The 22,167-nt window shown below is 72.2% G+C and carries 21 protein-coding genes and 1 riboswitch; of the genes, 10 read left to right on the forward strand and 11 right to left on the reverse strand.

The genetic code is table 11. The features are described from left to right. Positions 1–155: 155 nt before the first annotated feature. Entirely contained in the window at positions 156–1,049 is an 894-nt protein-coding gene (locus AB0J04_RS39800) for a helix-turn-helix domain-containing GNAT family N-acetyltransferase (RefSeq protein WP_363173566.1), read from the reverse strand. A gap of 45 nt (positions 1,050–1,094) precedes the next feature. Next, positions 1,095–2,069, reverse strand: coding sequence for a WYL domain-containing protein (locus tag AB0J04_RS39805; protein WP_363173547.1), 975 nt, complete (start codon positions 2,067–2,069; stop codon positions 1,095–1,097). Positions 2,070–2,143: 74 nt separating this feature from the next. Here AB0J04_RS39805 and AB0J04_RS39810 point away from each other — a divergent pair, with 74 nt between their 5' ends. Together AB0J04_RS39810 and AB0J04_RS39815 are read left to right on the forward strand one after the other, a co-directional pair. Next, entirely contained in the window at positions 2,144–2,707 is a 564-nt protein-coding gene (locus AB0J04_RS39810) for a DinB family protein (protein WP_363173548.1), read from the forward strand. Next, the gene (locus AB0J04_RS39815) at positions 2,704–3,351 is read left to right on the forward strand and encodes a GNAT family N-acetyltransferase (RefSeq protein WP_363173549.1); all 648 of its coding nucleotides are present in this window, start codon (positions 2,704–2,706) and stop codon (positions 3,349–3,351) included. Before AB0J04_RS39810 ends, AB0J04_RS39815 begins: the two co-directional genes overlap by 4 nt. Positions 3,352–3,357: 6 nt before the next feature. Here AB0J04_RS39815 and AB0J04_RS39820 read toward each other — a convergent pair whose 3' ends face one another. Both AB0J04_RS39820 and AB0J04_RS39825 read right to left on the reverse strand, forming a co-directional pair. Continuing rightward, positions 3,358–3,807, reverse strand: coding sequence for a carboxymuconolactone decarboxylase family protein (locus AB0J04_RS39820; RefSeq protein WP_363173550.1), 450 nt, complete (start codon positions 3,805–3,807; stop codon positions 3,358–3,360). Next, positions 3,804–4,256 carry a carboxymuconolactone decarboxylase family protein gene (locus AB0J04_RS39825; protein ID WP_363173551.1) on the reverse strand — a complete coding sequence of 151 codons (453 nt, stop codon included), beginning with the start codon at positions 4,254–4,256 and terminating at the stop codon, positions 3,804–3,806. The genes AB0J04_RS39820 and AB0J04_RS39825 overlap by 4 nt, the downstream gene beginning before the upstream one ends. A gap of 137 nt (positions 4,257–4,393) precedes the next feature. Here AB0J04_RS39825 and AB0J04_RS39830 point away from each other — a divergent pair, with 137 nt between their 5' ends. Together AB0J04_RS39830 and AB0J04_RS39835 are read left to right on the forward strand one after the other, a co-directional pair. Next, a complete protein-coding gene (locus tag AB0J04_RS39830) occupies positions 4,394–5,830 on the forward strand; it encodes a PLP-dependent aminotransferase family protein (protein WP_363173552.1) in 1,437 nt (478 codons plus the stop codon). 38 nt (positions 5,831–5,868) lie between these two features. Next, entirely contained in the window at positions 5,869–6,360 is a 492-nt protein-coding gene (locus tag AB0J04_RS39835) for a carboxymuconolactone decarboxylase family protein (protein ID WP_363173553.1), read from the forward strand. A 143-nt stretch (positions 6,361–6,503) separates the two neighbouring features. Here AB0J04_RS39835 and AB0J04_RS39840 read toward each other — a convergent pair whose 3' ends face one another. Genes AB0J04_RS39840 through AB0J04_RS39865 form a run of 6 tightly spaced genes read right to left on the reverse strand, consistent with a single transcriptional unit; the run spans position 6,504 to position 14,511 of the window. After that, positions 6,504–7,298 carry an aminotransferase class IV gene (locus AB0J04_RS39840; protein WP_363173554.1) on the reverse strand — a complete coding sequence of 265 codons (795 nt, stop codon included), beginning with the start codon at positions 7,296–7,298 and terminating at the stop codon, positions 6,504–6,506. A 28-nt stretch (positions 7,299–7,326) separates the two neighbouring features. Then, positions 7,327–8,505: an FAD-dependent oxidoreductase gene (locus tag AB0J04_RS39845; protein WP_363173555.1), complete on the reverse strand. Its 1,179-nt coding sequence runs from the start codon at positions 8,503–8,505 to the stop codon at positions 7,327–7,329. Continuing rightward, on the reverse strand, positions 8,502–10,070 hold the full coding sequence (locus tag AB0J04_RS39850; RefSeq protein ID WP_363173556.1) for a class I adenylate-forming enzyme family protein: 1,569 nt from the start codon (positions 10,068–10,070) through the stop codon (positions 8,502–8,504). Before AB0J04_RS39850 ends, AB0J04_RS39845 begins: the two co-directional genes overlap by 4 nt. A gap of 53 nt (positions 10,071–10,123) precedes the next feature. Then, positions 10,124–11,701: an AMP-binding protein gene (locus AB0J04_RS39855; protein ID WP_363173557.1), complete on the reverse strand. Its 1,578-nt coding sequence runs from the start codon at positions 11,699–11,701 to the stop codon at positions 10,124–10,126. After that, on the reverse strand, positions 11,698–13,902 hold the full coding sequence (gene pabB, locus AB0J04_RS39860) for an aminodeoxychorismate synthase component I (RefSeq protein ID WP_363173558.1): 2,205 nt from the start codon (positions 13,900–13,902) through the stop codon (positions 11,698–11,700). Before pabB ends, AB0J04_RS39855 begins: the two co-directional genes overlap by 4 nt. A 30-nt stretch (positions 13,903–13,932) precedes the next feature. Further along, positions 13,933–14,511, reverse strand: coding sequence for an antibiotic biosynthesis monooxygenase (locus tag AB0J04_RS39865; protein WP_363173559.1), 579 nt, complete (start codon positions 14,509–14,511; stop codon positions 13,933–13,935). A gap of 210 nt (positions 14,512–14,721) precedes the next feature. Between AB0J04_RS39865 and AB0J04_RS39870 the strand changes: the two genes are divergently transcribed. After that, a complete protein-coding gene (locus AB0J04_RS39870; RefSeq protein ID WP_363173560.1) occupies positions 14,722–15,501 on the forward strand; it encodes a DUF3050 domain-containing protein in 780 nt (259 codons plus the stop codon). A gap of 109 nt (positions 15,502–15,610) precedes the next feature. Here the strand turns inward: AB0J04_RS39870 and AB0J04_RS39875 are convergent, their stop codons facing one another. Then, complete coding sequence (locus AB0J04_RS39875; RefSeq protein ID WP_363173567.1) at positions 15,611–16,474, reverse strand: DMT family transporter; 864 nt, start codon at positions 16,472–16,474, stop codon at positions 15,611–15,613. 166 nt (positions 16,475–16,640) lie between these two features. Here AB0J04_RS39875 and AB0J04_RS39880 point away from each other — a divergent pair, with 166 nt between their 5' ends. From AB0J04_RS39880 to AB0J04_RS39900, 5 genes are all read left to right on the forward strand, one after another. Next, complete coding sequence (locus tag AB0J04_RS39880) at positions 16,641–17,033, forward strand: hypothetical protein (RefSeq protein WP_363173561.1); 393 nt, start codon at positions 16,641–16,643, stop codon at positions 17,031–17,033. A 50-nt stretch (positions 17,034–17,083) separates the two neighbouring features. Then, positions 17,084–18,283, forward strand: a complete 1,200-nt coding sequence (locus tag AB0J04_RS39885; protein ID WP_363173562.1) for a glutathionylspermidine synthase family protein — start codon at positions 17,084–17,086, stop codon at positions 18,281–18,283. A 19-nt stretch (positions 18,284–18,302) separates the two neighbouring features. Next, a riboswitch (ZMP/ZTP riboswitch) is annotated at positions 18,303–18,393 on the forward strand. A gap of 33 nt (positions 18,394–18,426) precedes the next feature. Further along, entirely contained in the window at positions 18,427–19,872 is a 1,446-nt protein-coding gene (locus AB0J04_RS39890; RefSeq protein ID WP_363173563.1) for a glycine hydroxymethyltransferase, read from the forward strand. Between the two features lie 162 nt (positions 19,873–20,034). Beyond that, positions 20,035–21,048 (forward strand): tryptophan--tRNA ligase, encoded by a 1,014-nt coding sequence (trpS, locus tag AB0J04_RS39895; protein WP_363173564.1) that lies wholly within the window; start codon positions 20,035–20,037, stop codon positions 21,046–21,048. Between the two features lie 206 nt (positions 21,049–21,254). After that, entirely contained in the window at positions 21,255–21,833 is a 579-nt protein-coding gene (locus AB0J04_RS39900; protein WP_363173565.1) for a 2'-5' RNA ligase family protein, read from the forward strand. The last annotated feature ends 334 nt before the right edge of the window (positions 21,834–22,167 follow it).

Here is a 22,167-nt window from a genome sequence, read left to right on the forward strand (position 1 = left end):
GTACGTCCAGTACGAGGACTTCCGGCCGGCACACCGAGAGCACGCACCGGACGCCGCTCCTTGACGGGCAAACGTTGCCTGCCGCGGCACTAGTCTGCGCAACCCGGTCCCCGGACGGCTGAGGCCGCCCGGGGACCGCTGCGTTCGAAATGCCGTCAGTCCGACGTCGACAGCCGCTTCTCGAACCAGTGGGAGGCGTAGACGTGGTCGACGTACGCCGGGATCTCGCGGTAGCCGGACGCCCGGTACATCGCCTGCGCCTCCGTGAGCGTGGCGTGCGTGTCCAGGCGGACGACGTCCAGGCCGCGCCGCGCCGCAGCGTCCTCCAGGTGTTCGAGGAGCCGGCGCGCGAGGCCCAGCCGGCGGGCGTCCGGGTGCACCCACACGTGCTTGATCTCGCCGACCCCCGGCTCCAGCCGGCGCAGCGCCCCGCAGCCCACGGCGCGCCCCTCCTCGTACGCCACGAAGAACGCGCCCGCCTCCCCGGAGACCTCGTCCGGGCCGACCAGGTCGGCCTTGTCGAAGCCCTCGGGGAAGCGGACGTCCAGGTCGGCGGCGTAGGCGTCGAGACAGGCGCGGGCGTTCGGCGCACGGCCGTCGACCAGGGCGACGGTGATGCCCGCCAGCCGCAGCAGCCGCCCGGTGGCGGCCATCGCGTCCGTCAGCTCGGCGCGCTGCTCGCCGGTGAGGGCGGCCAGGAGGTCCGTCGCGAGCGCGTCGGAGCGGCGGTTCTGCTCCGCGACCTCGACGCGTCCCGCCGGGGTGAGCTCGATCATGCGCAGCCGGTTGTCGTCGGGGTGCACGCTGATCCGGACCATGCCCTGCGCCTCCAGTGCCTTCGCCATCCGGCTCAGATACCCGGCGTCCAGACCGAGCCGCCCGCGCAGCGCGCGCAGGGACACCCCGTCACCGATCTCGAACAGCAGCCGGGCCTCGCCCAGCGGACGGTTCTGCCCGAGGTAGTGGTCGTCGAGCGCGCCGATCCGGCGCGTGAAGTAGCGGTTGAACCGGCGGAAGGCCGCCACGTACTCCGTCGAGACAGGCTCCATCGGCATCGGCTCCATCGACTCCGGCTCCATGACCTTTGACTTTAGTCAAAGGTTTTCGGGTCGTCCACCGTCGGCGTCGGCCGATGCCAGCAGTCGGCGGCCCAGCTCCCGTGCCGCCGCCCGGAGCTCCTCCGGCCGCACGATCCTGAACGGCACGTCCAGCGCGGTGAGTCGGCGTACGTACCAGTCGGGTTCGTCGGTGGTCGCGAGCAGGCGCGTCGTGTGCGCGTCCAGTGGCTCGGGGCGGCCCAGACTGCGCGGGAGGACACGGGCCACGTGGTCCACGGGCGCCTCGACGACGACCTCCACCTCGTACGTCCAGCCCTCCGCGAAGTGCGCCTCCAGGGTCTCCACCGGGTCCAGGCCCTCGGGCGGCTCGAACCCCTCCGGCAGCACGGTCACGGAGGCGACCCGGTCCACCCGCAGCACCCGGCGGGCGTCCGGCCCGTGGGACCAGCACAGCAGATACCAGCGGGCGTGGTGGACGACGACGGCCCACGGGTCGACGTCCATCTCCCGTACGCCCTTGCGGCCCAGGTCGTATCCGAGCCGCACCCGGCGGCGGTCCGCGCCCGCCTGGACGAGGGCCACCGTGGTGCCGGGGTCGGGGCCTACCGCGTCCGGGCCCCGGGTGCTGACCCTGCGGACCGCCTCGGCCGGATGCGCCACCGGCTCGGGCAGCACCCGCACGATCTTGCCGAGCGCGCTGCCCACCGGTCCCGTCGGGTCGGCCGCGTCGTGATGGCCGTCCAGTACGGCCATGACCAGCCCGAGGGCCTCGGTCGCCGTGAACATCAGCGGCGGCAGCCGCACCCCGCGCCCGACGCGGTAGCCGCCGTAGGGGCCACGCGTCGACTCCACCGGGATGCCGGCCTCGCGCAGGATGCCGACGTAGCGGCGGGCGGCCCGCTCGGAGACGCCCAGCCGCTCCGCGAGCCGTGCCGCCGTACTGCCGGGGCTGCTCTGGAGCAGCTCCAGCGCGAGGAGGGCACGGGCGGTGGGGCTCTCGTCGGTCTTCATCCGGGATCCTCGTATTCCGGCAGCGGATCGTCCGGAACGGAATCTAGCCTGCTGCCATGAGTCCAGTGAGCCCCGTGAGTCCCGTGACTGAGAACACCGAACCGGCGCCGCTTCTGGAGCCGCCCGTCGCCGGCGGCGAGGCCGACACGCTGATCGGCTCGCTGGAACGCCAGCGCAGGACCCTGGCCTGGAAGTGCGAGGGGCTTGACGCGGCCGGGATGAACACCGCGCTCGCCCCCTCGACGATGACCCTGGGCGGTCTGCTCAAGCACCTGGCCCTCGTCGAGGACGAGTACCTCACCGGGCGGCTGCTGGGGAAGCCGCTCGGCGCGCCCTGGGACACCGTCGACCGGGACGCCGAGCCCGACTGGGAGTGGCGCTCCGCCGCCTCCGACACGCCCGAGGAGCTCTTCGCGCTCTGGGAGTCCGCCGTCGCCCGCTCCCGCGCCCATGTCCGCCGGGACCTCGCCGAGGGCGGCCTGGACACGCCGGCCCGCCGCGGGTGGCCCGACGGGCGGTCGCCCAGTCTGCGGCGCATGCTGGTCGACCTGATCGAGGAGTACTCCCGCCACGTCGGCCACGCCGACCTCATCCGGGAGGCCGTCGACGGGCGCGTGGGGGAGGACCCGCCGCGATGAGCGACGCCGTCCGGCCCGACGAGCTCGATGTCGTCCCCGCGAACGAGGCCTCCTGGGACGACATCCGGGCCGTCTTCGGCACCACCGACTACCCCGGCCGGTGCCGGTGCCAGCGCTACCGGGTCCTCGAACACGACTGGAGTGCCGCCACCCCCGAGGAACGCGCCGCCCGCCTGCGCGAGCAGACCGGCTGCGACGACCCCGACCACCCCGGCGATCCAGGTGGCCCCGGCGACCGGTCCACCGCCGGCCTGGTCGCCTACCTCGACGGCGAGCCCGTCGGCTGGGCCGCCGTGGCGCCCCGGACCGACTTCCCCCGGCTGCTGCGCACCCGCGTGCCGTGGACGGGCCGCAAGGAGGACCGGGCCGACGCCGGCGTCTGGGCCGTGACCTGCCTCCTCACCCGCCGCGGCTTCCGCGGCCGGGGCATCACCTACGGCCTGGCCCGCGCCACCGTCCCCCATGCCCGCGACCACGGGGCCCGCGCCCTGGAGGCGTACCCCATGCTCACCGTGCCCGGCGTCGAGATCACCTGGGGCGAACTCCACGTCGGCGCCCGGCAGGTCTTCGCCGAGGCGGGGTTCAGGGAGGTGAGCAGGCCGACGCTGCGGCGGGCGGTGATGCGGGTGGACTTCTACGAGTAGCCGCTTCTACGAGTAGCCGCCCGGCGGGATGCGGCGGGCGACCATCACCCGGTTCCAGCTGTTGATGGCCGTGATCAGGGCGATCAGGTGGGCGAGCCGGGCGTCCGGGAAGTGCCGGGCAGCGGCGGCATAGACCTCGTCCGGCACGAAGCCGTCCGTCAACACGGTCGCCGCCTCCGTCAGCGCGAGCGCGGCCCGCTCGCGCTCGTCGTAGACGTCCCCCGCCTCCTCCCACACGCTCAGCAGATCGAGCTGCTTCTCGCGCACACCGTGCTCGCGCGCGATCGTGAGATGCATGTCCACGCAGAACGCGCAGTGGTTGAGCTGCGAGGCGCGGATCACCACCAGCTCCGCGAGCGCGGGATCGCCGAGGCCCCGCTTCGCGGCGGCGCTGAGCGCGGTCATGGCCGCGCCGACCTCGCGGTCCAGCAGGTTCGTCCGGCGCGGCCGGCTCACGCGTGCTGACCCGGACGGTAGTGCCCCGGCACCAGCCGGCAGGTCACGCCGAACCGGTTCCAAGCGTTGATCACCGTGATCGAGGCGATCAGCTGCGCCAACTCGGGCTCCTCGAAGTGCTTCGCCGCCCGCTCGTACACCGCGTCGGGCACGAAACCTCCCCCAGAGCCGAAAGCCTGGGAGGTGCCCCCGGTCAGCACGGTCACCGCCTCGGTCAGCGCCAGCGCCGCGAGCTCCTTCTCGGTGTAGAAGTGCTCCGACTCCTCCCACGCGCTGAGCTGGACGATCCGCTCGACGCTCTCGCCCGCCGCCAGCGCGTCCTTGCTGTGCATGTCGACGCAGAGCGCGCAGCGGTTGATCTGCGAGGCGCGGACCTTCACCAGCTCCAGCAGCTTCGGGTCGAGGCCCTTACGGGCGGCGGCGTCGAGCCGCAGCATCGCCTTCAGCACCTCGGGTGCGTGCTCGGACCAGTTCAGCCGGGGGGTGTGCGCGGGCGCGTACCCGTCGGTCGTCGTGAGGGTGTCTTCCTATGTGGTCATGTCCTCGACCCTAGGAACGAGGCAGCCCAGGGGTATGGTCCATTTCCATGGCGAGATCCTGGGCCACTTTGGGCGTCGACCTGCATCTGGAGCCGACCGGACCGCAGCTGCGCCGGGGCCTGACCGACGCCCTGCGCGAGGCGGTCCGCGGCGGCCGACTGGCCCCCGGCACCCGCCTGCCCTCCTCCCGGTCTCTCGCCGCCGACCTGGGCATCGCCCGCAACACGGTCGCCGACGCCTACGCCGACCTCGTCGCCGAGGGCTGGCTCACCGCCCGGCAGGGCTCGGGCACGAGGGTGGCGGGCCGGACGGTCGTTCCGCCGACCGGCGCCGCGGCCCCACCCCCCGAACGCCACCGGCCCCTCTACGACCTGCGCCCCGGCAGTCCCGACCTCGCGTCCTTCCCGCGCGCCGAGTGGCTCAGGGCGGCCCGCCGCGCCCTCACCGCCGCTCCCTCCGAGGCCTTCGGCTACGGCGATCCCCGCGGCCGCGTGGAACTGCGCACCGCCCTCGCCGGCTACCTCTCGCGCGCCCGCGGAGTGCGCGCCGACCCCGAACGCATCGTCGTGTGCGCCGGGTTCGCGCACGGCCTGAGGCTGCTCGCCACCGTCCTGCGGGCGCGCGGAGCGCACACGATCGCCGTCGAGTCGTACGGCCTGGACGAGCACTGGAGGCTGCTGGCGTCGACCGGTCTGGCCATGGCCCCACTGCCGTTCGACGAACTCGGCACGGACGTAAGGGAGTTGACCGGACTCGGAACCGGGACCGGCGCTGTCCTGCTCACCCCGGCCCACCAGTTCCCGATGGGCGTGCCCCTGCACCACGACCGCCGGGCGGCCGTCGTGGACTGGGCCCGGCGCACCGGCGGGCTGGTCCTGGAGGACGACTACGACGGAGAGTTCCGCTACGACCGCCAGCCCGTCGGCGCCCTCCAGGGACTGGACCCCGACCGCGTGGTCCACCTCGGCACGGCGAGCAAGTCGCTGGCCCCCGGGCTGCGCCTGGGCTGGATGGTGCTGCCGCCGGACGTGGTGCAGGACGTGGTGAAGGCCAAGGGCGGGGTGGACACGTCCGGGGTCCTGGACCAGCTGACGCTGGCCGAGTTCATCGCCTCGGGCGCGTACGACCGCCATGTCCGGGCGGCGCGCACGCGCTACCGCAGGCGACGGGACGCGCTCGTCGCCGCCCTGGCCGAGCGCGCCCCGGCGATCCGCGTCACCGGCATCGCCGCGGGCCTGCACGCCGTCCTGCGGCTCCCGCCCGGCACGGAGGGAGCGGCGGTCCGGGCGGCGGCGTATCAGGGCCTGGCGGTGGACGGGCTCGTGCCCCGCCACCGCCACCCCGACGCGGTCACCGAGCCGCTCGACGCGCTGGTCGTGGGATACGGGACCCCGCCCGACCACGCATGGTCCGGCGCGCTGGACGCACTGTGCGCCGCATTGTCTTTCGGCGCGAACGGAACCGGAATTCCTTTTCCCGGATGACGTCACGGGATCGCCGGATCGCAAGATAGAGTCGTCCCATGACCAACAACAATTCGGTGTCCCGTGTGGCCCTCAAGAAGATAACCCCCGATGTCTCCGCCGCGATGGGCTCCCTGCACGGCGCCGCCGTTTCCGCGGCACAGGACGCCAAGGTCGAGCCGGAACTGCTGGAGCTGATCAGGATCCGCGCCTCGCAGATCAACGGCTGCGCGTTCTGCCTCGACATGCACACCAAGGACGCCCGCGCCCAGGGCGAGACCGAGCAGCGCATCTACGCGCTGAACGCCTGGCGGGAGACCCCCTTCTTCACCGAACGGGAGCGCGCCGCACTGGCGTTGACGGAGTCGGTGACCCTGGTGCACGACGGGCAGGTCCCGGACGCGGTGTACGCCGAGGTCGCGGAGGTGTTCGACGAGGCGCAGGTGGCGGCGCTGATCTGGGTGATCACGGTCATCAACGCCTACAACCGGACCGCGATCACCACGCGCATGGTGCCGGGGGCTTATCAGCCCGCCCCGAAGGCGAATTAGTTCGGGCGATCAGTTTTGAGCGGTTCGGTGTGTTCGAGATTTTCGGGCACGTTTGATTGCGCCGGGGCGAATTCCCTTCGACCCGGCGCTTTTGCTTGCCCTGAACCTCTGCTCTGAACCTCTCCGATTCCCTCCGATTCCCCCTATTCCTTCGGCAGCGGCTCCGAGATTCCGTCCAGCCAGCTTCGCCATTCCGCCGCCCGCACCGCCGCCCCCGCGCTCATCGGGTGGCCCGTCCACTCGCTCACCGGGCGGATTCCGTGCAGCGCGTTCACCAGCCAGACCTCGCGGCCGGCCAGCTCGGGCAGGGTCCGCTCGGGGTGGGTGACCCGGATGCCGAGGCGGCGGGCCCGTTCCTGGATCAGGCCGGCCGTGACTCCGGCGAGGACCGGCAGCCGGGGCGACGGCAGGCACAGCGTGTCGCCCTCCCACCACAGGACGCTGGCGGTCGCCGACTCCAGCACCGCGCCGGAGGGCGTGGTCAGCACCGCCTCCGTCGCGCCCTCGCCGGACGCCCGGCGGCGCACCGCCGCCAGCGCGTCCAGGTCCGGTCCCTTGCGGCGCGGCTCGGTCCGTGGATCCGGCCGACCCGCGGCCCAGACCCGGATGTCCGGTTCCAGCGGCGGAGCGGGCCGGATCCGCAGCCTCAACTCCCGAGAACCGGCGGCGAGTTCCACCCGGGGGAACCACTCGCCCGTACGGGGCAGCGCGGCCGTCGCGTCCTGCCAGAACTCCAGGAGCCGGCGCAGCGGCGGCCCGTCGCACTCGCCGCAGGCCCGCAGGAACCGTTCCCGGTGCCGTTCGAGGCCGCGCACCCGGCCGTCGCGCACCAGCCACGAGTCGGCGACCAGCAACCGCCCACCCGCGTCGACGTCGGCTGTCAGCCCGCCTGCCGACGTCCACCGCAACAAGCCTTCCAAGACAGCCGGTTGTGCCATGTGAGTTCCGTTCCTTATCGGTACCTCTTCAGTACTTGCGGCCCGCCACCGCAGGAGCCCCGCCCCGGGGCCCGTACGGCGCGTGCTCCAGCCACGACCCGCACGAGGGCAGCACGGGCGCGAGGGCCGCCGCCGCCCGCTGCCTGAGCCGTACGCTGCGCCGCCGGGGCCGCAGATGCTCCAGCGCGATCCCCGCGGCGGCGCTGTTGTACAGCCCCGCCGCGCGCCGCACTTCGGCGAATCCCTCGACCGCCCGGTCCGTCCCGGCCGCGATCGCCTCCGCCGCCGCCGCCGCGTCGGCGATCCCGCTGTTCATGCCGCGCGCCCCGAACGGCGGGAAGAGGTGCGCGGCCTCGCCCACGAGCAGCACCCGGCGGTGCGGATCGGTGAAGGAGGCGGCGACCTTGCGCAGGAAGCGGTACGTGGACACCCACAGGATCCGGTCCTCGTACCCCTCGCCGACGACCGAGGGGAGCCAGCGCCGGACGGCCTCCTCGGTGCCGTACGCCTCCCGGGTGTCGTCGTCGTGGCACTGGAGGTCGACCTGGAAGCCCCCGGTGAACGGCACACGCATCACACTGCGCCCGCCGACCCCGGGATGCTCGTAGTGGAAGACCCGCTCCAGCGGCAGTTCCGCGCCCGGGAGGTCGGCCACGTCCACGACGACGTGGAAGCCCTCGCCGTGCACGCCCTCCATGGCGATGCCCAGCTCACGGCGGACGGCCGAGCGGGCGCCGTCGGCCGCGACGACGTACCCGGCCCGCCACTCCCGCCCGTCCGCACACGACAGCGACACCACGTCGGCGCCGACGCGGACGCCCGCGACGCTCGCGTCCCACTCGAAGACGACCCCGGACCGCTCGCAGGCGGCGCGCAGGAACCGCTCGGTGTCCACCTGGCGCAGACTGGTGAAGGGCGGGGCGCCGGTGGGCGGCGGGAAGGTGCGGGAGTACACCTCGCGGCCCCGGTACAGCGTCCGCCGGGTGTGCCAGGTGCGCCCGTACGACGTGATCTCGGCGGCCAGCCCCGGACACATCCCGTCGAGCAGCCCGAGGGTCTCGCGGTGCACGAACAGGGCGCGGCTGCCCGGCCGTTCGCGGTCCTTGGGGTCCGCCTCCACAAGCGTGACGTCCAGCCCGTGCCCGCGCAGCGCGAGCGCCGCCGACAGTCCGACGGGGCCCGCGCCCACCACGACGACCGGGTTCACACGCGCACGCTCTCCGGCGTCCCGGTCAGCATGCGGGTGATCTCCACCCGCTTCACCTTCCAGGTCGCCGTCATCGGCAGCTCCTCGAACCGCCACTGCCGGGGCTCGGCCATCGCGGGCAGATCGGCCGTGGCCTCCCGCCAGCGCTCCGGGTCGAGCGGCTGCTCGCCGCGCACGCACACCACCGGCACCGGTTCGCGGTCCACACCGGGCACGATGACGACCTCGCGGAGCTCCTCCAGGCGCTCCATCAGCGCGTCCTCGACCTCCAGGTTGCTGTGCACGGTGTCGATCTGGTCGATCTCACGGTCGATGAGGTGCAGCGAGCCGAGGCGGCTCATGTACCCCATGTCGCCCATCTGCCACCATCCGCCGTCGAGTTGACGGTCGTACTGCTGCTGCGCGCCCAGGTAGGTGAGGATGCGGCCCCGGGTGCGGGCCTCGATCCGCCCGGGCTTGCCCGGCGCCACCGGCCTGCCCTCCGGGTCGGCGATCCGTACCCGGGTGAAGCCGGGGATGCCGATCCCGACCCGCCGCCCGTCCGCCCGCTCGGCGCTGCGCCGCGTGAACCACTGGAACGCGACCGGACCCGTCTCGCTCTGCCCGTACAGCTGGATGAGCCACGGGGTGCGCCGCTTCGACGCGTTCAGCAGCCGTCGCACGGTCCGCGGGTGGATCGCGTCGAACGTCGAGCCGTACGACTTCACCCGGGACAGCGGAGCGCCGGGCGCGTCCGCCAACTCCTCCCACAGGACGAAGGTGTTGGGGTGCGTCTCGACGATGCCGGGGCGGTGGCGCACCAGCAGCGGGCCGACGGCCGCCGGCTCCGGGTCGGTGATCAGCACGAGCGGGCTGCCGAAGTGCAGCAGCACGCCGAGCAGGTGGTAGAAGCGCGAGTGCACGAACGACATGTGCAGCGCGGCCGTCTCCCCGCGGGTGGGCCAGCCCATCGCCTTCTGCGGCACGAGCCGGTTCCACATGGTGTTGGGGCAGTGCACGGCCAGCTTGGGCAGGCCGGTGGTGCCCGAGCTGTGGGTGATCAGGGCGGGGTCGCGCGGGTGCAGCCGGACGGGCGCGGCCGGTTCGGCGCCGGCGTACTTCTCCAGGGGCTCGGCCCCGGGCGCGTCGTCCACGGAGAGCGTCCCGCGTACGGACATCTCGACGCCGGCGAGCGGGCCCGTCAGCTTGGCCCGGTCGGTGATCAGCCAGGGCTGCCGCAGCCGTTGGAGCAACTGCCCGACGACCGGGCCCGCGAGGCCGGGGGACAGGAGCGCCGGAACCGCGCCGATCCGGGAGAGCGCGCAGGTCAGCAGCACGATGTCGACGTTGTCCGTCTTGTGGACGACCACCTGTTCCGAGGGCCGCACCCCGGCCGCCCACAGCCGGTCCGACAGGTCCTCGACCACCTCGGCCAGCGTCGCGTAGTCGAGGTCGACCCCGAGGTGGGGGTGGGTGTCCAGCGGCCGGTCCAGCGTGACGAAGACGGCGCCGTGGCGCTCGGCCGCCCGCCGGAACAGCGGGCCCAGGTAGAACCCGCGGTCGGCGAGCAGGGGTTGCTGCGACATGTGGCTGTTCCTCTCTGACGTACGCCAGGTGGCTGTGGAGCCGGTCATGGGGGTCACCACGCGCCCTGGCGGACGAGATGGCGGCGGAGCTTTCCGGTGGCGGTGCGGGGCAGGGACGACACGAAACTGACGCTTCTGGGCACCTTGAAGGCGGCGAGGCGCTCCCGCGCCAGGGCGACGAGGTCCACTTCGAGGCCGTCCGCGCTGAACCGGCCGTCCGGGCCGTCGACGCCGGCCCGGACGACGGGGACGACGAAGGCGCGCAGCCGGCTGAAGCCGCGTCCGTCGGTGACGGCCGCGACGGCGACCTCCCGCACCGCCGGATGGGTGCGCAGCACGGCCTCCACCTCCAGCGGGGAGACGGTGATCCCGCCGACCATCTCCATGTCGTCGGTGCGGCCCAGATGCCGGAAGGCGCCGTCCGGTTCGCGGCGCGCCCGGTCGTGGGTGGCCAGCCAGCCGCCGACCAGGGTGCGTTCCGTCTCCTCGGGCCGGTTCAGATAGCCGGGCGTCACCGTCGGCCCGCGCACCCACATCTCGCCCTCCGCGCCGTCGGGCACGGGCCGTCCGGCACGGTCGCGCAGCTCCACCTCGAAGCCGGGCACGGGCCGTCCGACGGTGCCGTCGTGCTGATGGGCCAGGCTGTTGGCGCAGAAGGCGTGACCGGCCTCGGTGGAGCCGATCTGCTCCAGCACGGGCGCGCCGAGCAGGTCGGCGACCTGACCGCCGAGACCGTCCGGCAGGCCCTCGCCGGCCGACACCGCGGCGCGCACCGAGGCGAAGCAGGCCGCGTGTCCGCTGCCCCGGTCGGCGACCAGCGCCGCGTACGCCGACGGCACGGAGTAGAGCAGGGTCACCCGGTGCCGGGCGACGAGCTCGTCCACGGCGGCGGGGTTCGGCCGCCGGTCGACCAGGACGGCGCTGGAGCCGGAGAAGAGGGGGAAGACGAAGGCGTTGCCGAAGCCGTAGGCGAAGTACAGCTTCGACACCGACAGGGTGACGTCCTCCTCGGTGATCCCGAGCAGCCGCCGGCCGATCAGGTCGTGGTACGCCTTCGGGTCGCCGTGCGTGTGCACGACCCCCTTGGGGCGGCCCGTGGTGCCGGAGGTGTACTGCACGTAGAGCGGCGTGTGCGCGTCGACCGGGTGGGCGGCGACCGGTTCGGCGGCGGGGGCGAGCGCGAGGAACTGGTCGGCGCCGAGCCGGGCCCGGTCGGCGAACCGGTCCTCCAGCCCCGGCCCGGTGACGCACAGCACGGCCTCGGTGTCCTCGGCCATGAACGCGTGCTCGCCCGCCGGGAGTTCGGGGTTGACCAGCACGGCCACCGCCCCGAGCCGGGCGACGCCGAGGAAGGCCGCGACCCACGCCATCCCGTCGGGCAGCGCGAGCAGCACCCGGTCCCCGGCCCGCACGCCGTGCGCAGCGAGCACCCCGGCCGCCCGCGCCCCCAGCTCGTGCACCTCGCCGTGCGTCCAGAACTGATGCCCCTGATGGAACGCGGCCCGCCCGCCCCAACCGCGCCGCTCGACGAGATCGGCGAGATACGCGGCCAGGTTGCCGGGCGTGTCGGAGCCGGGGTCGGCGCCGGTGCGGGACCGAGGCGCGGTCGTCGTGGGCGATGGGGTCGTCATCGGGGAGCCTTCTTCGACGTGGCCGGGGCGGGAGTCCGACGGCCGGTCACCCGGGCCGTCTCCTCGGGCGCCGGCGGCAGCGCCGCGGTGTGCTCGCGCAGGGCCCGCATCTGGGCGGCCGTCTTCAGCAGCATCTCGTCGTACTCGGCGACCGGATCGGAGTCCAGGACGATCGCGCCCCCGGCCCCCAGCTGCATCAGGCCGTCGGCCATGACGGCCGTGCGGATGACGATGTTGAGGTCCGCGCCGCCGCTGCACCCCAGGTAGCCGAGGGCCCCCGAGTAGACGCCGCGCGCCTCGGTCTCCAGCTCGTCGATGATCTCCATCGTGCGCAGCTTCGGCGCCCCGGTCATCGACCCGCCGGGGAAGCAGGCGCGCACACAGTCCACCGCGTCCGTGCCCTCGCGCAGCCGTCCCTCGACGGTCGAGACGAGCTGGTGGACGGTGGCGTAGGTCTCGGCGGCCATCAGCCGGGTGACGCGTACCGTGCCGGTGCGGCTGACCCGGCCCAGGTCGTTGCGGAGCAGGTCGACGATCATCAGGTTCTCGGCGCGGGTCTTGGCGTCCGCCGCGAGCGAGTCCCGCAGCCGGGCGTCCTCCAGCGGATCCGCGCCGCGCGGCGCGGTGCCCTTGATCGGCTTGGCCTCGGCGACGCCGTCCCGGGTGATCCGCAGGAACCGCTCCGGCGAGGAGCCGGCCACGTCGAGGTCGCCGAATCTCAGGAACGCGGAGTACGGGGCCGGGTTGACACGGCGCAGCACCCGGTAGAAGTCGTAGGCGTCGTCCGGAGCGGGTAACCGCGCGGAGTTCGTCAGGCAGATCTCGTAGCTGGTGCCCGCCGCCAGCTCCCGCTGGCTGGCAGCGATGTCCGCGAGATAGGCGGCCCGGTCCCGCACCAGCCACGGCTCCACGGCGCCGTGGTCCACCGCGCCCGGCGCCGGCAGCGGCGGCCGCGCCAGGTCGGTCTCGGCGGGCAGCGAGGTGAGCCCGGCCAGTGTGCTCTCGAGCCAGTCCGTGGCCTCCCGGGCGGCCTGCGGGGTGTCCTCGGCCAGGCAGACCGCGTAGGTGAAGCCTTCCTGGTGGTCCACCGCGATCAGTCGGTCGGCGAACAGCCAGGCGGCGTCCGGGGTGCCGGCGCGGTGCCGGTTCGGCGAGCCGCAGTCGGCCTTCAGCTCGTAGCCGAAGTAGCCGACATAGCCGCCGGTGAAGTCGAAGGGCAGCCCGGTGGCGTCGACCTGACGGTTCGTCAACTGCCGCTTGAGATAGTCGAAGACGCTCGCCCGGACCTTGCGCGCCGGCCGGCCGGCCCGCTCGATCTCGCAGTGCCCCGACTCGACGTCGTACCGGACGAACTCGGCGAGCGGCCCGCTGTCGTCACCGAAGAACGAGAACCGGGACAGTCCCTCCTCGACTCGCGAGCTGTCCAGCCAGAACGCCCGCGGCGAGTCGGCGTACAGCCGGGTGAAGGCGGCCTCCGCGTCGATCGCCTCGGCGATGCGGCGGGTGTGCAGCCGGTGGGCGGGACGGTCGGCGCGGCGGGGGCGGGGGACGGTCACCTTGGGCGTCGGCATCGCGGCCGCGGCCTGGGTGACCGCGGTGTTCTTCGTCCGCGTCTTGCGGGCCCGCTCGGCCGTCAGGTTCCGGAAGTTCATCAGCATTCGGTGGCCGTATTCGGTGAGCACCGACTCCGGGTGGAACTGCACGCCCCACAACGGCCGTTCGCGGTGCCGCAGCCCCATCAGGACGCCGTCCTCCGCCCAGGCCGTGGCCTCCAGGGAGGCGGGCAGCGGCTCGCCCACGGCCAGCGAGTGGTAGCGGACGGCGGTGAAGTTCTGCGGCAGCCCCTGGAACAGGTCCCGTCCGTCGTGCCGGACGGCCGACAGATGCCCGTGCCGGGGCTCCGGGGCGGACTCCACCCGGGCGCCTTCGCCGTGCGCGATGCCCTGATGGCCGAGGCAGACGCCGAGCACCGGGATCGGCGACTCGGCGAGCATCCTGGCGCTGATGCCGAAGTCACGCGCCTTCGCCGGGTGTCCGGGGCCCGGCGACACCACCACGTTGTCGAAACCCGCAAGATCGGGAACGGCGCCCACGGGGGCGTCATTGACGATCACCACCGGTTCCTCGCCGTTGACCTCGGCGATCAGCTGGAACAGGTTGTACGTGTACGAGTCGTAATTGTCGATGAGCAGGGTCTTCACCCGCCCACCTCCCTAGGGTCGTTCTCTGGTCTACGCGGTCCGTCGTTTATGCCGTCCGCGGAGCGCCTGGAGCGGTGGATACAGCCATTTCTTGAAGAAACGCTGAAGGCGGGGCATGAGAATCCAGGTGACAAGTGCCGTCACGCACAGGCAGAGCAGCAGTGTGCGAATGAACGGATTGAGCCCGCCGAGATAAGGAAGCACGATGATGTTGAACAGGAGCACCGGCGGAAAGACGGCGCTCATATTTACGAACCATAACTTCCATTTCGAAGGCGGGGTCGGTGCCTTCGGCATGGCGGTCTGTGAGTCGAACCACGTCTTGGAGCCCCGTACGCTCCTGCGGTCCGTCTGCTGGGCGAACCCTTGCGTCCGGGCGTCCCACTGCTGCCGGGCGGACGAGTCCTCCCAGGCCCGGGCCGTTCCTTCGCTGGCGAAGCGATAGACGACATGCCAATCCGCCTCTCCATCGGCAAGCACGCCACCCCCGAGGAAGCCGGGTTGCTGCGCGCTCGCGCCCAGCATGGCCCACCCCCAGGAGTGAAAGTCGGCCTCGCGGCCCGGCATCACGCGATAAGCAGCGGTGACGGTGACGGGATTACTGGTCACGCCACTCAGTACGGAAAGCGGGCGGTCTGTGTTCACAGGTTCTTCAAACTTCTACAACTGTCCGGAACGTGACTCTTTGCCGCTCTTTCGGGGGGCTTGCCATCTTCTGTCGAGTGATAAGGCAGACACTGTCCCCCGAATTTCCCGAAGCGCTTGCCAGCAAACTCGTGAAAAGAGCACGATCGGCCTCCCCCCAGCAAAGGAGATTTCATGTCCAGGTACGACTGGAATCTGACCCACGACGGAATCGACCGGGCCCGTTCCGAGATCGGATCCGCGCGGAAAGAAGTGACCGCCCATCCGATCTACCAGCGGATCGAAAGCCGCGAGGACATGGCGGTTTTCATGACGCACCACGTGTTCGCGGTCTGGGACTTCATGTCGTTGCTCAAGTCGCTCCAGCGGGAGCTCACTTGCGTCGACGTCCCCTGGGTGCCGCGCGGCTCGGCGGTGAGCCGGCGGCTCATCAACGACATCGTGCTGGTCGAGGAGAGCGATGAGCTGGGCGGCGGCTTCACCAGCCACTTCGAGCTGTACCGCGCCGGCATGGACGAGGCGGGCGCCGACGTCGCCCGGATCGACACGTTCCTCGCGCTGATCGGCGAGGGCCACGACCTGCCGTCGGCGCTACGGGTCGCCCAAGTGCCCGCCCCCGCCGCCGAGTTCGTCCGCACGACCTTCGAGATCATCGCCGACCGCCCCCTGCACGCCCGGGCCGCCGCCTTCGCGTTCTCCCGCGAGGACCTCATCCCGGACATGTTCGACCAGGTCATCAAGAAGGAGGGCACCGACCGCTTCCCGCTCTTCTGCGACTACCTCGCCCGCCACATCGAGGTCGACGGCGAGGAGCACACCCCCATGGCCATGCAGATGGTCGCCGACCTCTGCGGCGAGGACGAGACCCGCTGGCAGGAGGCCGTCGAGACCGCCACCCTCGCCCTGGAAGCGAGGACCCGCCTGTGGGACGGAATCACCGAGGCGATGGGCTGACCTACGCCTGTGCCTGTGCCTGTGCCTGTGCCTGTGCCTGTGCCTACGCCTACGCCTACGCCTACGCCTACGCCTACGCCTACGCCTGTGCCTACGCCTACGCCTACGCCTACGGCGCCGGCGCCGGCGCCGGCGTCGGCGTCGGTTCCGGGGCCTCGCCGAAGCGGGCCAGGGCCAGGGCGCCTGCTACCGCGACGGCGAAGCCCAGGACGGCCAGCCAGGTGAGGCCTTCACGGGTGCGGTCGCCGAGCCAGATCACACCCACCAGCGCGGGGCCGATCGTCTCGCCGATCACTATCCCGGCCGTGGCCGTCGTCACCGAGCCCCGTTGCAGAGCCGAGGTCAGGAGCAGGAAGGCGGCTCCGCCGCCCAGCAGCAGGGCGTAGATCGCCGGGTCGGTGAGGAGGTCCGAGGGTGCGAGGGAGTCGATCAACCGCACCGTGACCTCCACGACCCCGAACCCGAACCCGGCGCCCAGTCCCAGCACCAGCGCCCGCCCTCGCCCGGCGAGCCGCCCCCCGGCCGGCCCCAGCAGCAGCACCGCGCCCGCCGTGCCGAGCATCACCCACGGCAGCGCCTCCGGCCCGCTCTCCTCGCCCTCCGTGCCCGAGGCCAGCCCCAGCATCGCCAGCCCCGCGCACACCACCCCCACCGCCAGCCACTCGGTCCGGCTCAGCCGCACCCGCAACAGCCGCGCCGCGACCACCGCCGTCACCGCCAGGCTCGACGCGAGGGCCGCGCCCACCGCGTAGATCGGCAGCGACCGCAGCGCGGCGATCTGGAAGACGAACCCGAGGCCGTCCAGCCCCAACCCCGCCAGATACCGCCACTGCCGCACCGCCCGCAGCAGCAGCGCCGCCTCCCCGCCGCTCGCGCCTGCGTCGGCCCCGTCGTCGGAGACCGCCCGCGCCGCCATCGCCTGTAGAACCGTCGCCGTACCGAAGCAGACCGCCGCGCCGAGGGCGCACAACATTCCAAAGAGCACGAAAGGACTGTAGGGGAGCGGCTCATGGGCGGGCCGCCTCCCTGCGTTCTCACCCCCATGTCTAGGCTGACGGCCGGAAACCGCCGTAGGGGCGATCAAGCAGCTGAAGCAGCAGAAGCAGCAAGAGCAGCTGAGACAACGGGGAGACGGGGACATGGCGGACACCACGGCACCACGCAGGCGACTTCGTTCGGGCACGGTCGTGCTCGGCGGCATGGGCATCCTCGCGGTGGCGCTCACCGCCTGCTCCTCCGACCCCGACAAGCGCTGCGTCGACCGCGACAGCTACAACTCGGCCAAGGGCTACAAGGTCGTCTCCGACAAGAACTGCAAGTCCACCAAGGTCTCCACGAACGCCGCCTGGTACTACGGCGGCAAGAAGAAGGGCTCCTGGGCCGACGGCGGCTCCTTCACCAAGCCCGGCAAGGGGTCGAGCAGTTCGACCGGCAGCAGCGGAGGCAGCAGCGGCGGCGGCAGCGGCGTGGACCGCGGCGGCCTCGGCAGCGGCAGCGACAGCGGCAGCCACAAGGGCAGCTCCGGCGGCTGAGCGGCCGAGGACCGAGCGAGGACCGACCCAGGACCGACGAGGACCGCACCGTGCGACGCCACACCATCGAGCCCCGCCCCGGCTGGCAGCAGACCGTCGAGGAACAGGGGCTCGTCTATCCCCTCACCCGCCACCCCGACGGCGTGCTGCGCCCCTACTGGGACGAGAGCGCCTACTACGTCTTCACCCTCGACGAGGTCGAGGCGCTGGAGGAGACCGTCGAGGAACTGCACGCCATGTGTCTGGCGGCCGCCGCCCACCTCGTCGAGTCCGACCGGCTCGCCGACCTCGGCATCACCGACCCGCGCGTCGCGGCGGCGGTCGCCGAGGCCTGGCGTCGGCGCGCCGAACTCCCGTCCGTCTACGGTCGTTTCGACCTGCACTACGACGGCACCGGCCCGGCGAAGCTCCTGGAGTACAACGCCGACACCCCCACCTCCCTCGTGGAGGCGGCCTCCCCCCAGTGGTTCTGGATGGAGGACCGTTTCCCCGGCGCCGACCAGTGGAACTCGCTCCACGAACGCCTGATCGCCGCCTGGAAGGACCAGGCGGCGCTCCTGCCGCCCGGCAACCCCCTCTACTTCGCGCACTCCTCGGCCGACGAACTCGGCGAGGACCTCATGACGGTCGCCTACCTCAAGGAGACCGCCGAGCAGGCGGGCCTGGACACCGACTGGATCTCCATGGAGGAGATCGGCTGGGACCCGCTGTCCGGCCGCTTCGTCGACCGGCAGCTCCGCTTCATCCGCAGCTGCTTCAAGCTCTACCCCTGGGAGTGGCTCACCACCGACCGCTTCGCCGGCCATGTCCTGGACACCCTCGACAACGGCGGCGGCACCGGCGCCACGATGTGGATAGAACCGGCCTGGAAGATGCTGCTCAGCAACAAGGCGCTGCTGGCCGTCCTGTGGGAGCTGTACCCCGGCCACCCCAACCTCCTGCCCGCCTACCTGGACGGCCCCCGCGAACTGGCGACCACCACCGGCTACGTCGCCAAGCCCCTCCTCGGCCGCGAGGGCGCCGGCGTCACGATCCACGAACCCGGCGCAGCACCCGGCGCCGAGCCCGCCCCGCGCACCGACGAACCCTGCTGCTACCAGCAGTTGGCGCCGCTGCCCGCCTTCGACGGCAACCATGTCGTCCTCGGCGCCTGGGTGGTGCGGGACGAGTCGGCAGGCCTCGGCATCCGCGAGTCCGCCGGCCTGATCACGGACGAGTACGCCCGCTTCGTGCCGCATGTGATCCGCTGAGCGGCAGCCGGTAGGCTGCTGAGAGGGCCGTGACTGGCGCGCTGGGATGGGACCGACCATCGGGGAGCGGCCCTGTGCAGCACCGAGTGCCGTGCGCCTGGGCCGAACCGAACATGCCGAACAGCCACGTCCGGAGGTCCCCGATGTCAACGAATCTCTCCACCGAGTCCACCGCCTTCCGCGCCGCCCTCGACGTGATCCGCGCCGTCGAACCGCGCGTCGCCGACGCCATCGGCCAGGAGGTGCACGACCAGCGCGAGATGCTCAAGCTGATCGCCTCCGAGAACTACGCCTCCCCGGCCACCCTCCTCGCGATGGGCAACTGGTTCAGCGACAAGTACGCCGAGGGCACGGTCGGCCGCCGCTTCTACGCCGGCTGCCGCAACGTCGACACCGTCGAGTCCCTCGCCGCGGAGCACGCCCGCGAGCTGTTCGGCGCCCGCCACGCCTACGTCCAGCCGCACTCCGGCATCGACGCCAACCTGGTCGCCTTCTGGGCCGTCCTCGCGGACCGGGTCGAGGTCCCGTTCCTGGCGAAGGCCGGTGTCCGCCAGGTCAACGACCTCTCCGAGGCCGACTGGGCCGAGCTTCGCCGGGCCTTCGGCAACCAGCGCATGCTCGGCATGTCCCTGGACGCGGGCGGCCACCTCACCCACGGCTTCCGCCCCAACATCTCCGGAAAGATGTTCGACCAGCGGTCGTACGGCACGGATTCCGCCACCGGGCTCATCGACTACGAGGCCCTGCGCGCCTCCGCCCGTGACTTCAAGCCGCTGATCATCGTGGCGGGCTACTCCGCCTACCCCCGGCTGGTGAACTTCCGGATCATGCGCGAGATCGCCGACGAGGTCGGCGCGACCCTCATGGTCGACATGGCCCACTTCGCGGGCCTGGTCGCGGGCAAGGTCCTGACCGGCGACTTCGACCCGGTCCCGCACGCCCAGATCGTGACGACCACCACGCACAAGTCCCTGCGCGGCCCGCGCGGCGGCATGGTCCTGTGCGACGACTCCCTCAAGGACCAGGTCGACCGCGGCTGCCCGATGGTCCTCGGCGGCCCCCTCCCGCACGTCATGGCCGCCAAGGCCGTCGCCCTGGCGGAGGCCCGTCAGCCGTCCTTCCAGGACTACGCCCAGCGCATCGTCGACAACTCGCGCGCCCTCGCCGAGGGCCTGATGCGGCGCGGCGCGACCCTGGTCACCGGCGGCACCGACAACCACCTGAACCTGATCGACGTCGCCTCCTCCTACGGCCTCACCGGACGCCAGGCCGAGGCCGCGCTGCTCGACTCGGGCATCGTCACCAACCGCAACGCCATCCCCGCCGACCCGAACGGCGCCTGGTACACCTCCGGCATCCGCATCGGCACCCCCGCCCTGACCACCCGCGGCCTGGGCACGGCGGAGATGGACGAGGTCGCGGGCCTGATCGACCGCGTCCTGACCACGACGGAGCCGGGCACGACGAAGTCGGGAGCCCCGTCCAAGGCCTCCCACGTCCTGGACGAGAAGGTCGCGCAGGAGATCTCCCGGCGGGCGACCGACCTGGTGGCCGGCTTCCCTCTGTACCCCGAGATCGACCTCGGCTGATCGACACCCCCAGGGGCAGCTCCCCAGGGGCGCGGGGCCGCATCCATGTGCGGCTCCGCCGCAGGGCGCGACCAGCCACCACGGGTCCGCGGTCCCCCACGCACCGAACCACCCCCACCTCCCGGGCCAAACTCACCCTCGCCCTCTGAGAGAATGGTGAACATGGCCTCAGACCGTCCCCGCGTGCTCTCCGGAATCCAGCCCACCGCAGGCTCGTTCCACCTCGGCAACTACCTCGGCGCCGTCCGCCAGTGGGTGGCCCTACAGGAGACCCACGACGCGTTCTACATGGTCGTCGACCTGCACGCGATCACGATCCCGCAGGACCCGAAGGAGCTCACGGCCAACACCCGCCTGGCCGCCGCCCAGCTCCTCGCCGCCGGTCTCGACCCCGAGCGCTGCACGCTGTTCGTCCAGAGCCACGTGCCCGAGCACGCGCAGCTCGCGTGGGTCATGAACTGCCTCACCGGTTTCGGCGAGGCCAGCCGTATGACGCAGTTCAAGGACAAGTCCGCCAGGCAGGGCGCGGACCGCTCCTCGGTCGGACTGTTCACCTACCCGATCCTCCAGGTCGCGGACATCCTGCTCTACCAGGCCCACGAGGTCCCGGTCGGCGAGGACCAGCGCCAGCACATCGAGCTGACCCGCGACCTCGCCGAGCGTTTCAACGGCCGCTTCGGCGAGACGTTCACGATCCCGAAGCCGTACATCCTCAAGGAGACGGCGAAGATCTACGACCTCCAGGACCCGTCGATCAAGATGAGCAAGTCGGCGTCCACGCCGAAGGGCCTCGTCAATCTGCTCGACGAGCCGAAGGTCACCGCGAAGAAGGTCAAGAGCGCGGTCACGGACACCGACACGGTCGTCCGCTTCGACGCCGAGAACAAGCCCGGCGTCAGCAACCTGCTCACGATCTGCTCCACGCTGACCGGCAAGAGCATCCCGGAGCTGGAGCAGGAGTACGAGGGCAAGCTCTACGGCGCGCTCAAGACGGACCTCGCCGAGGTCGTCGTCGACTTCGTGACGCCGTTCCGGGACCGCACCCAGCAGTACCTGGACGACCCCGAGACGCTGGACTCGATCCTCGCCAAGGGCGCGGAGAAGGCCCGTGCAGTCGCCGCCGAGACGCTGTCCCAGGCGTACCAGCGGGTGGGCTTCCTGCCCGCGAAGCACTGACCCACGAAGCACTGAGCGGCGCTCGGAAGCACCCGGGGCGCACCGCACACGCGTTCCTCCGGGCAGAGCGCTGCACATCACTTCCCCTGCGCCTGCCCAGAGCACAGCCGTGGCCGTACAGTCGATAGCCGTACGACTGAGTACGAACCCGGCACCACCACCCGGCACCACCCCGCCATGACGCCATGACGACGACAGGAGACGACGTGGGGACCGTAACGATCGGCGTGTCGATCGCGGTCCCGGAGCCTCACGGCAGCCTGCTCCAGGAGCGGCGCGCGGGCTTCGGCGACGCCGCGGCTCACGGCATCCCCACCCACGTCACGCTGCTGCCGCCGACCGAGGTCGAGCCGGGCACGCTCGCGGCCGTCGAGGCGCACCTCACCGAGGTCGCCGAGGTGGGCCGCCCCTTCCCGATGAGGCTCTCGGGCACGGGCACCTTCCGGCCGCTGTCGCCGGTGGTCTACCTGAAGGTCGTCGAGGGCGCCGAGACCTGCGCCTGGCTCCAGCAGCTGGTCCGGGACGCCGCCGGGCCGCTCACCCGCGAGCTCCAGTTCCCCTACCACCCGCACGTCACCGTCGCGCACGGCATCGACGAGGCGGCGATGGACCGCGCCTTCGAGGAGCTCGCCCACTACGAGGCCGAGTGGTCCTGCACGGGCTTCGCGCTCGCCCAGCAGGGCCCCGACGGCGTCTGGCGCAAACTCCGCGAGTACGTCTTCGGCAGCGCGGTCGTCCCCCCGCAGCCCGCCCACGCCGACCGGGGCTCCCTCCCCACCCGCTGAGCGCTCCGCCGGAAGTGCCGCGATGTGCCGTCGTTCCGCTGCGGCGCCGTCGTGGCCGGTCGCGCCCCTTCAGGGCGTTGCCGAACCGCAGCCGGCTCCGCCCGACCCACTGAGGCCCCGGGCCCTGTCTCAGTGCCGTGACCGGAAAGGTGTGCCGAGAAGCTCGCGGCGTCCGGTGCGGTGCATCGCAAGGCGGAGCATCGCCCGTGTACCGGATGTACTTCCTCTCCGGTCACGGCACTAGGGGGCTTCTGATGGATCTCCGTGGGAGAAGGAGCGGCGTTCGGTGCGTGCTCTCGCCCGGTGCGGCGAGAGTGCGTGCCGGGCGTCGCGA

The sequence above is a fragment of the Streptomyces sp. NPDC050263 genome, assembly GCF_040655955.1.
GTDB lineage: Bacteria > Actinomycetota > Actinomycetes > Streptomycetales > Streptomycetaceae > Streptomyces.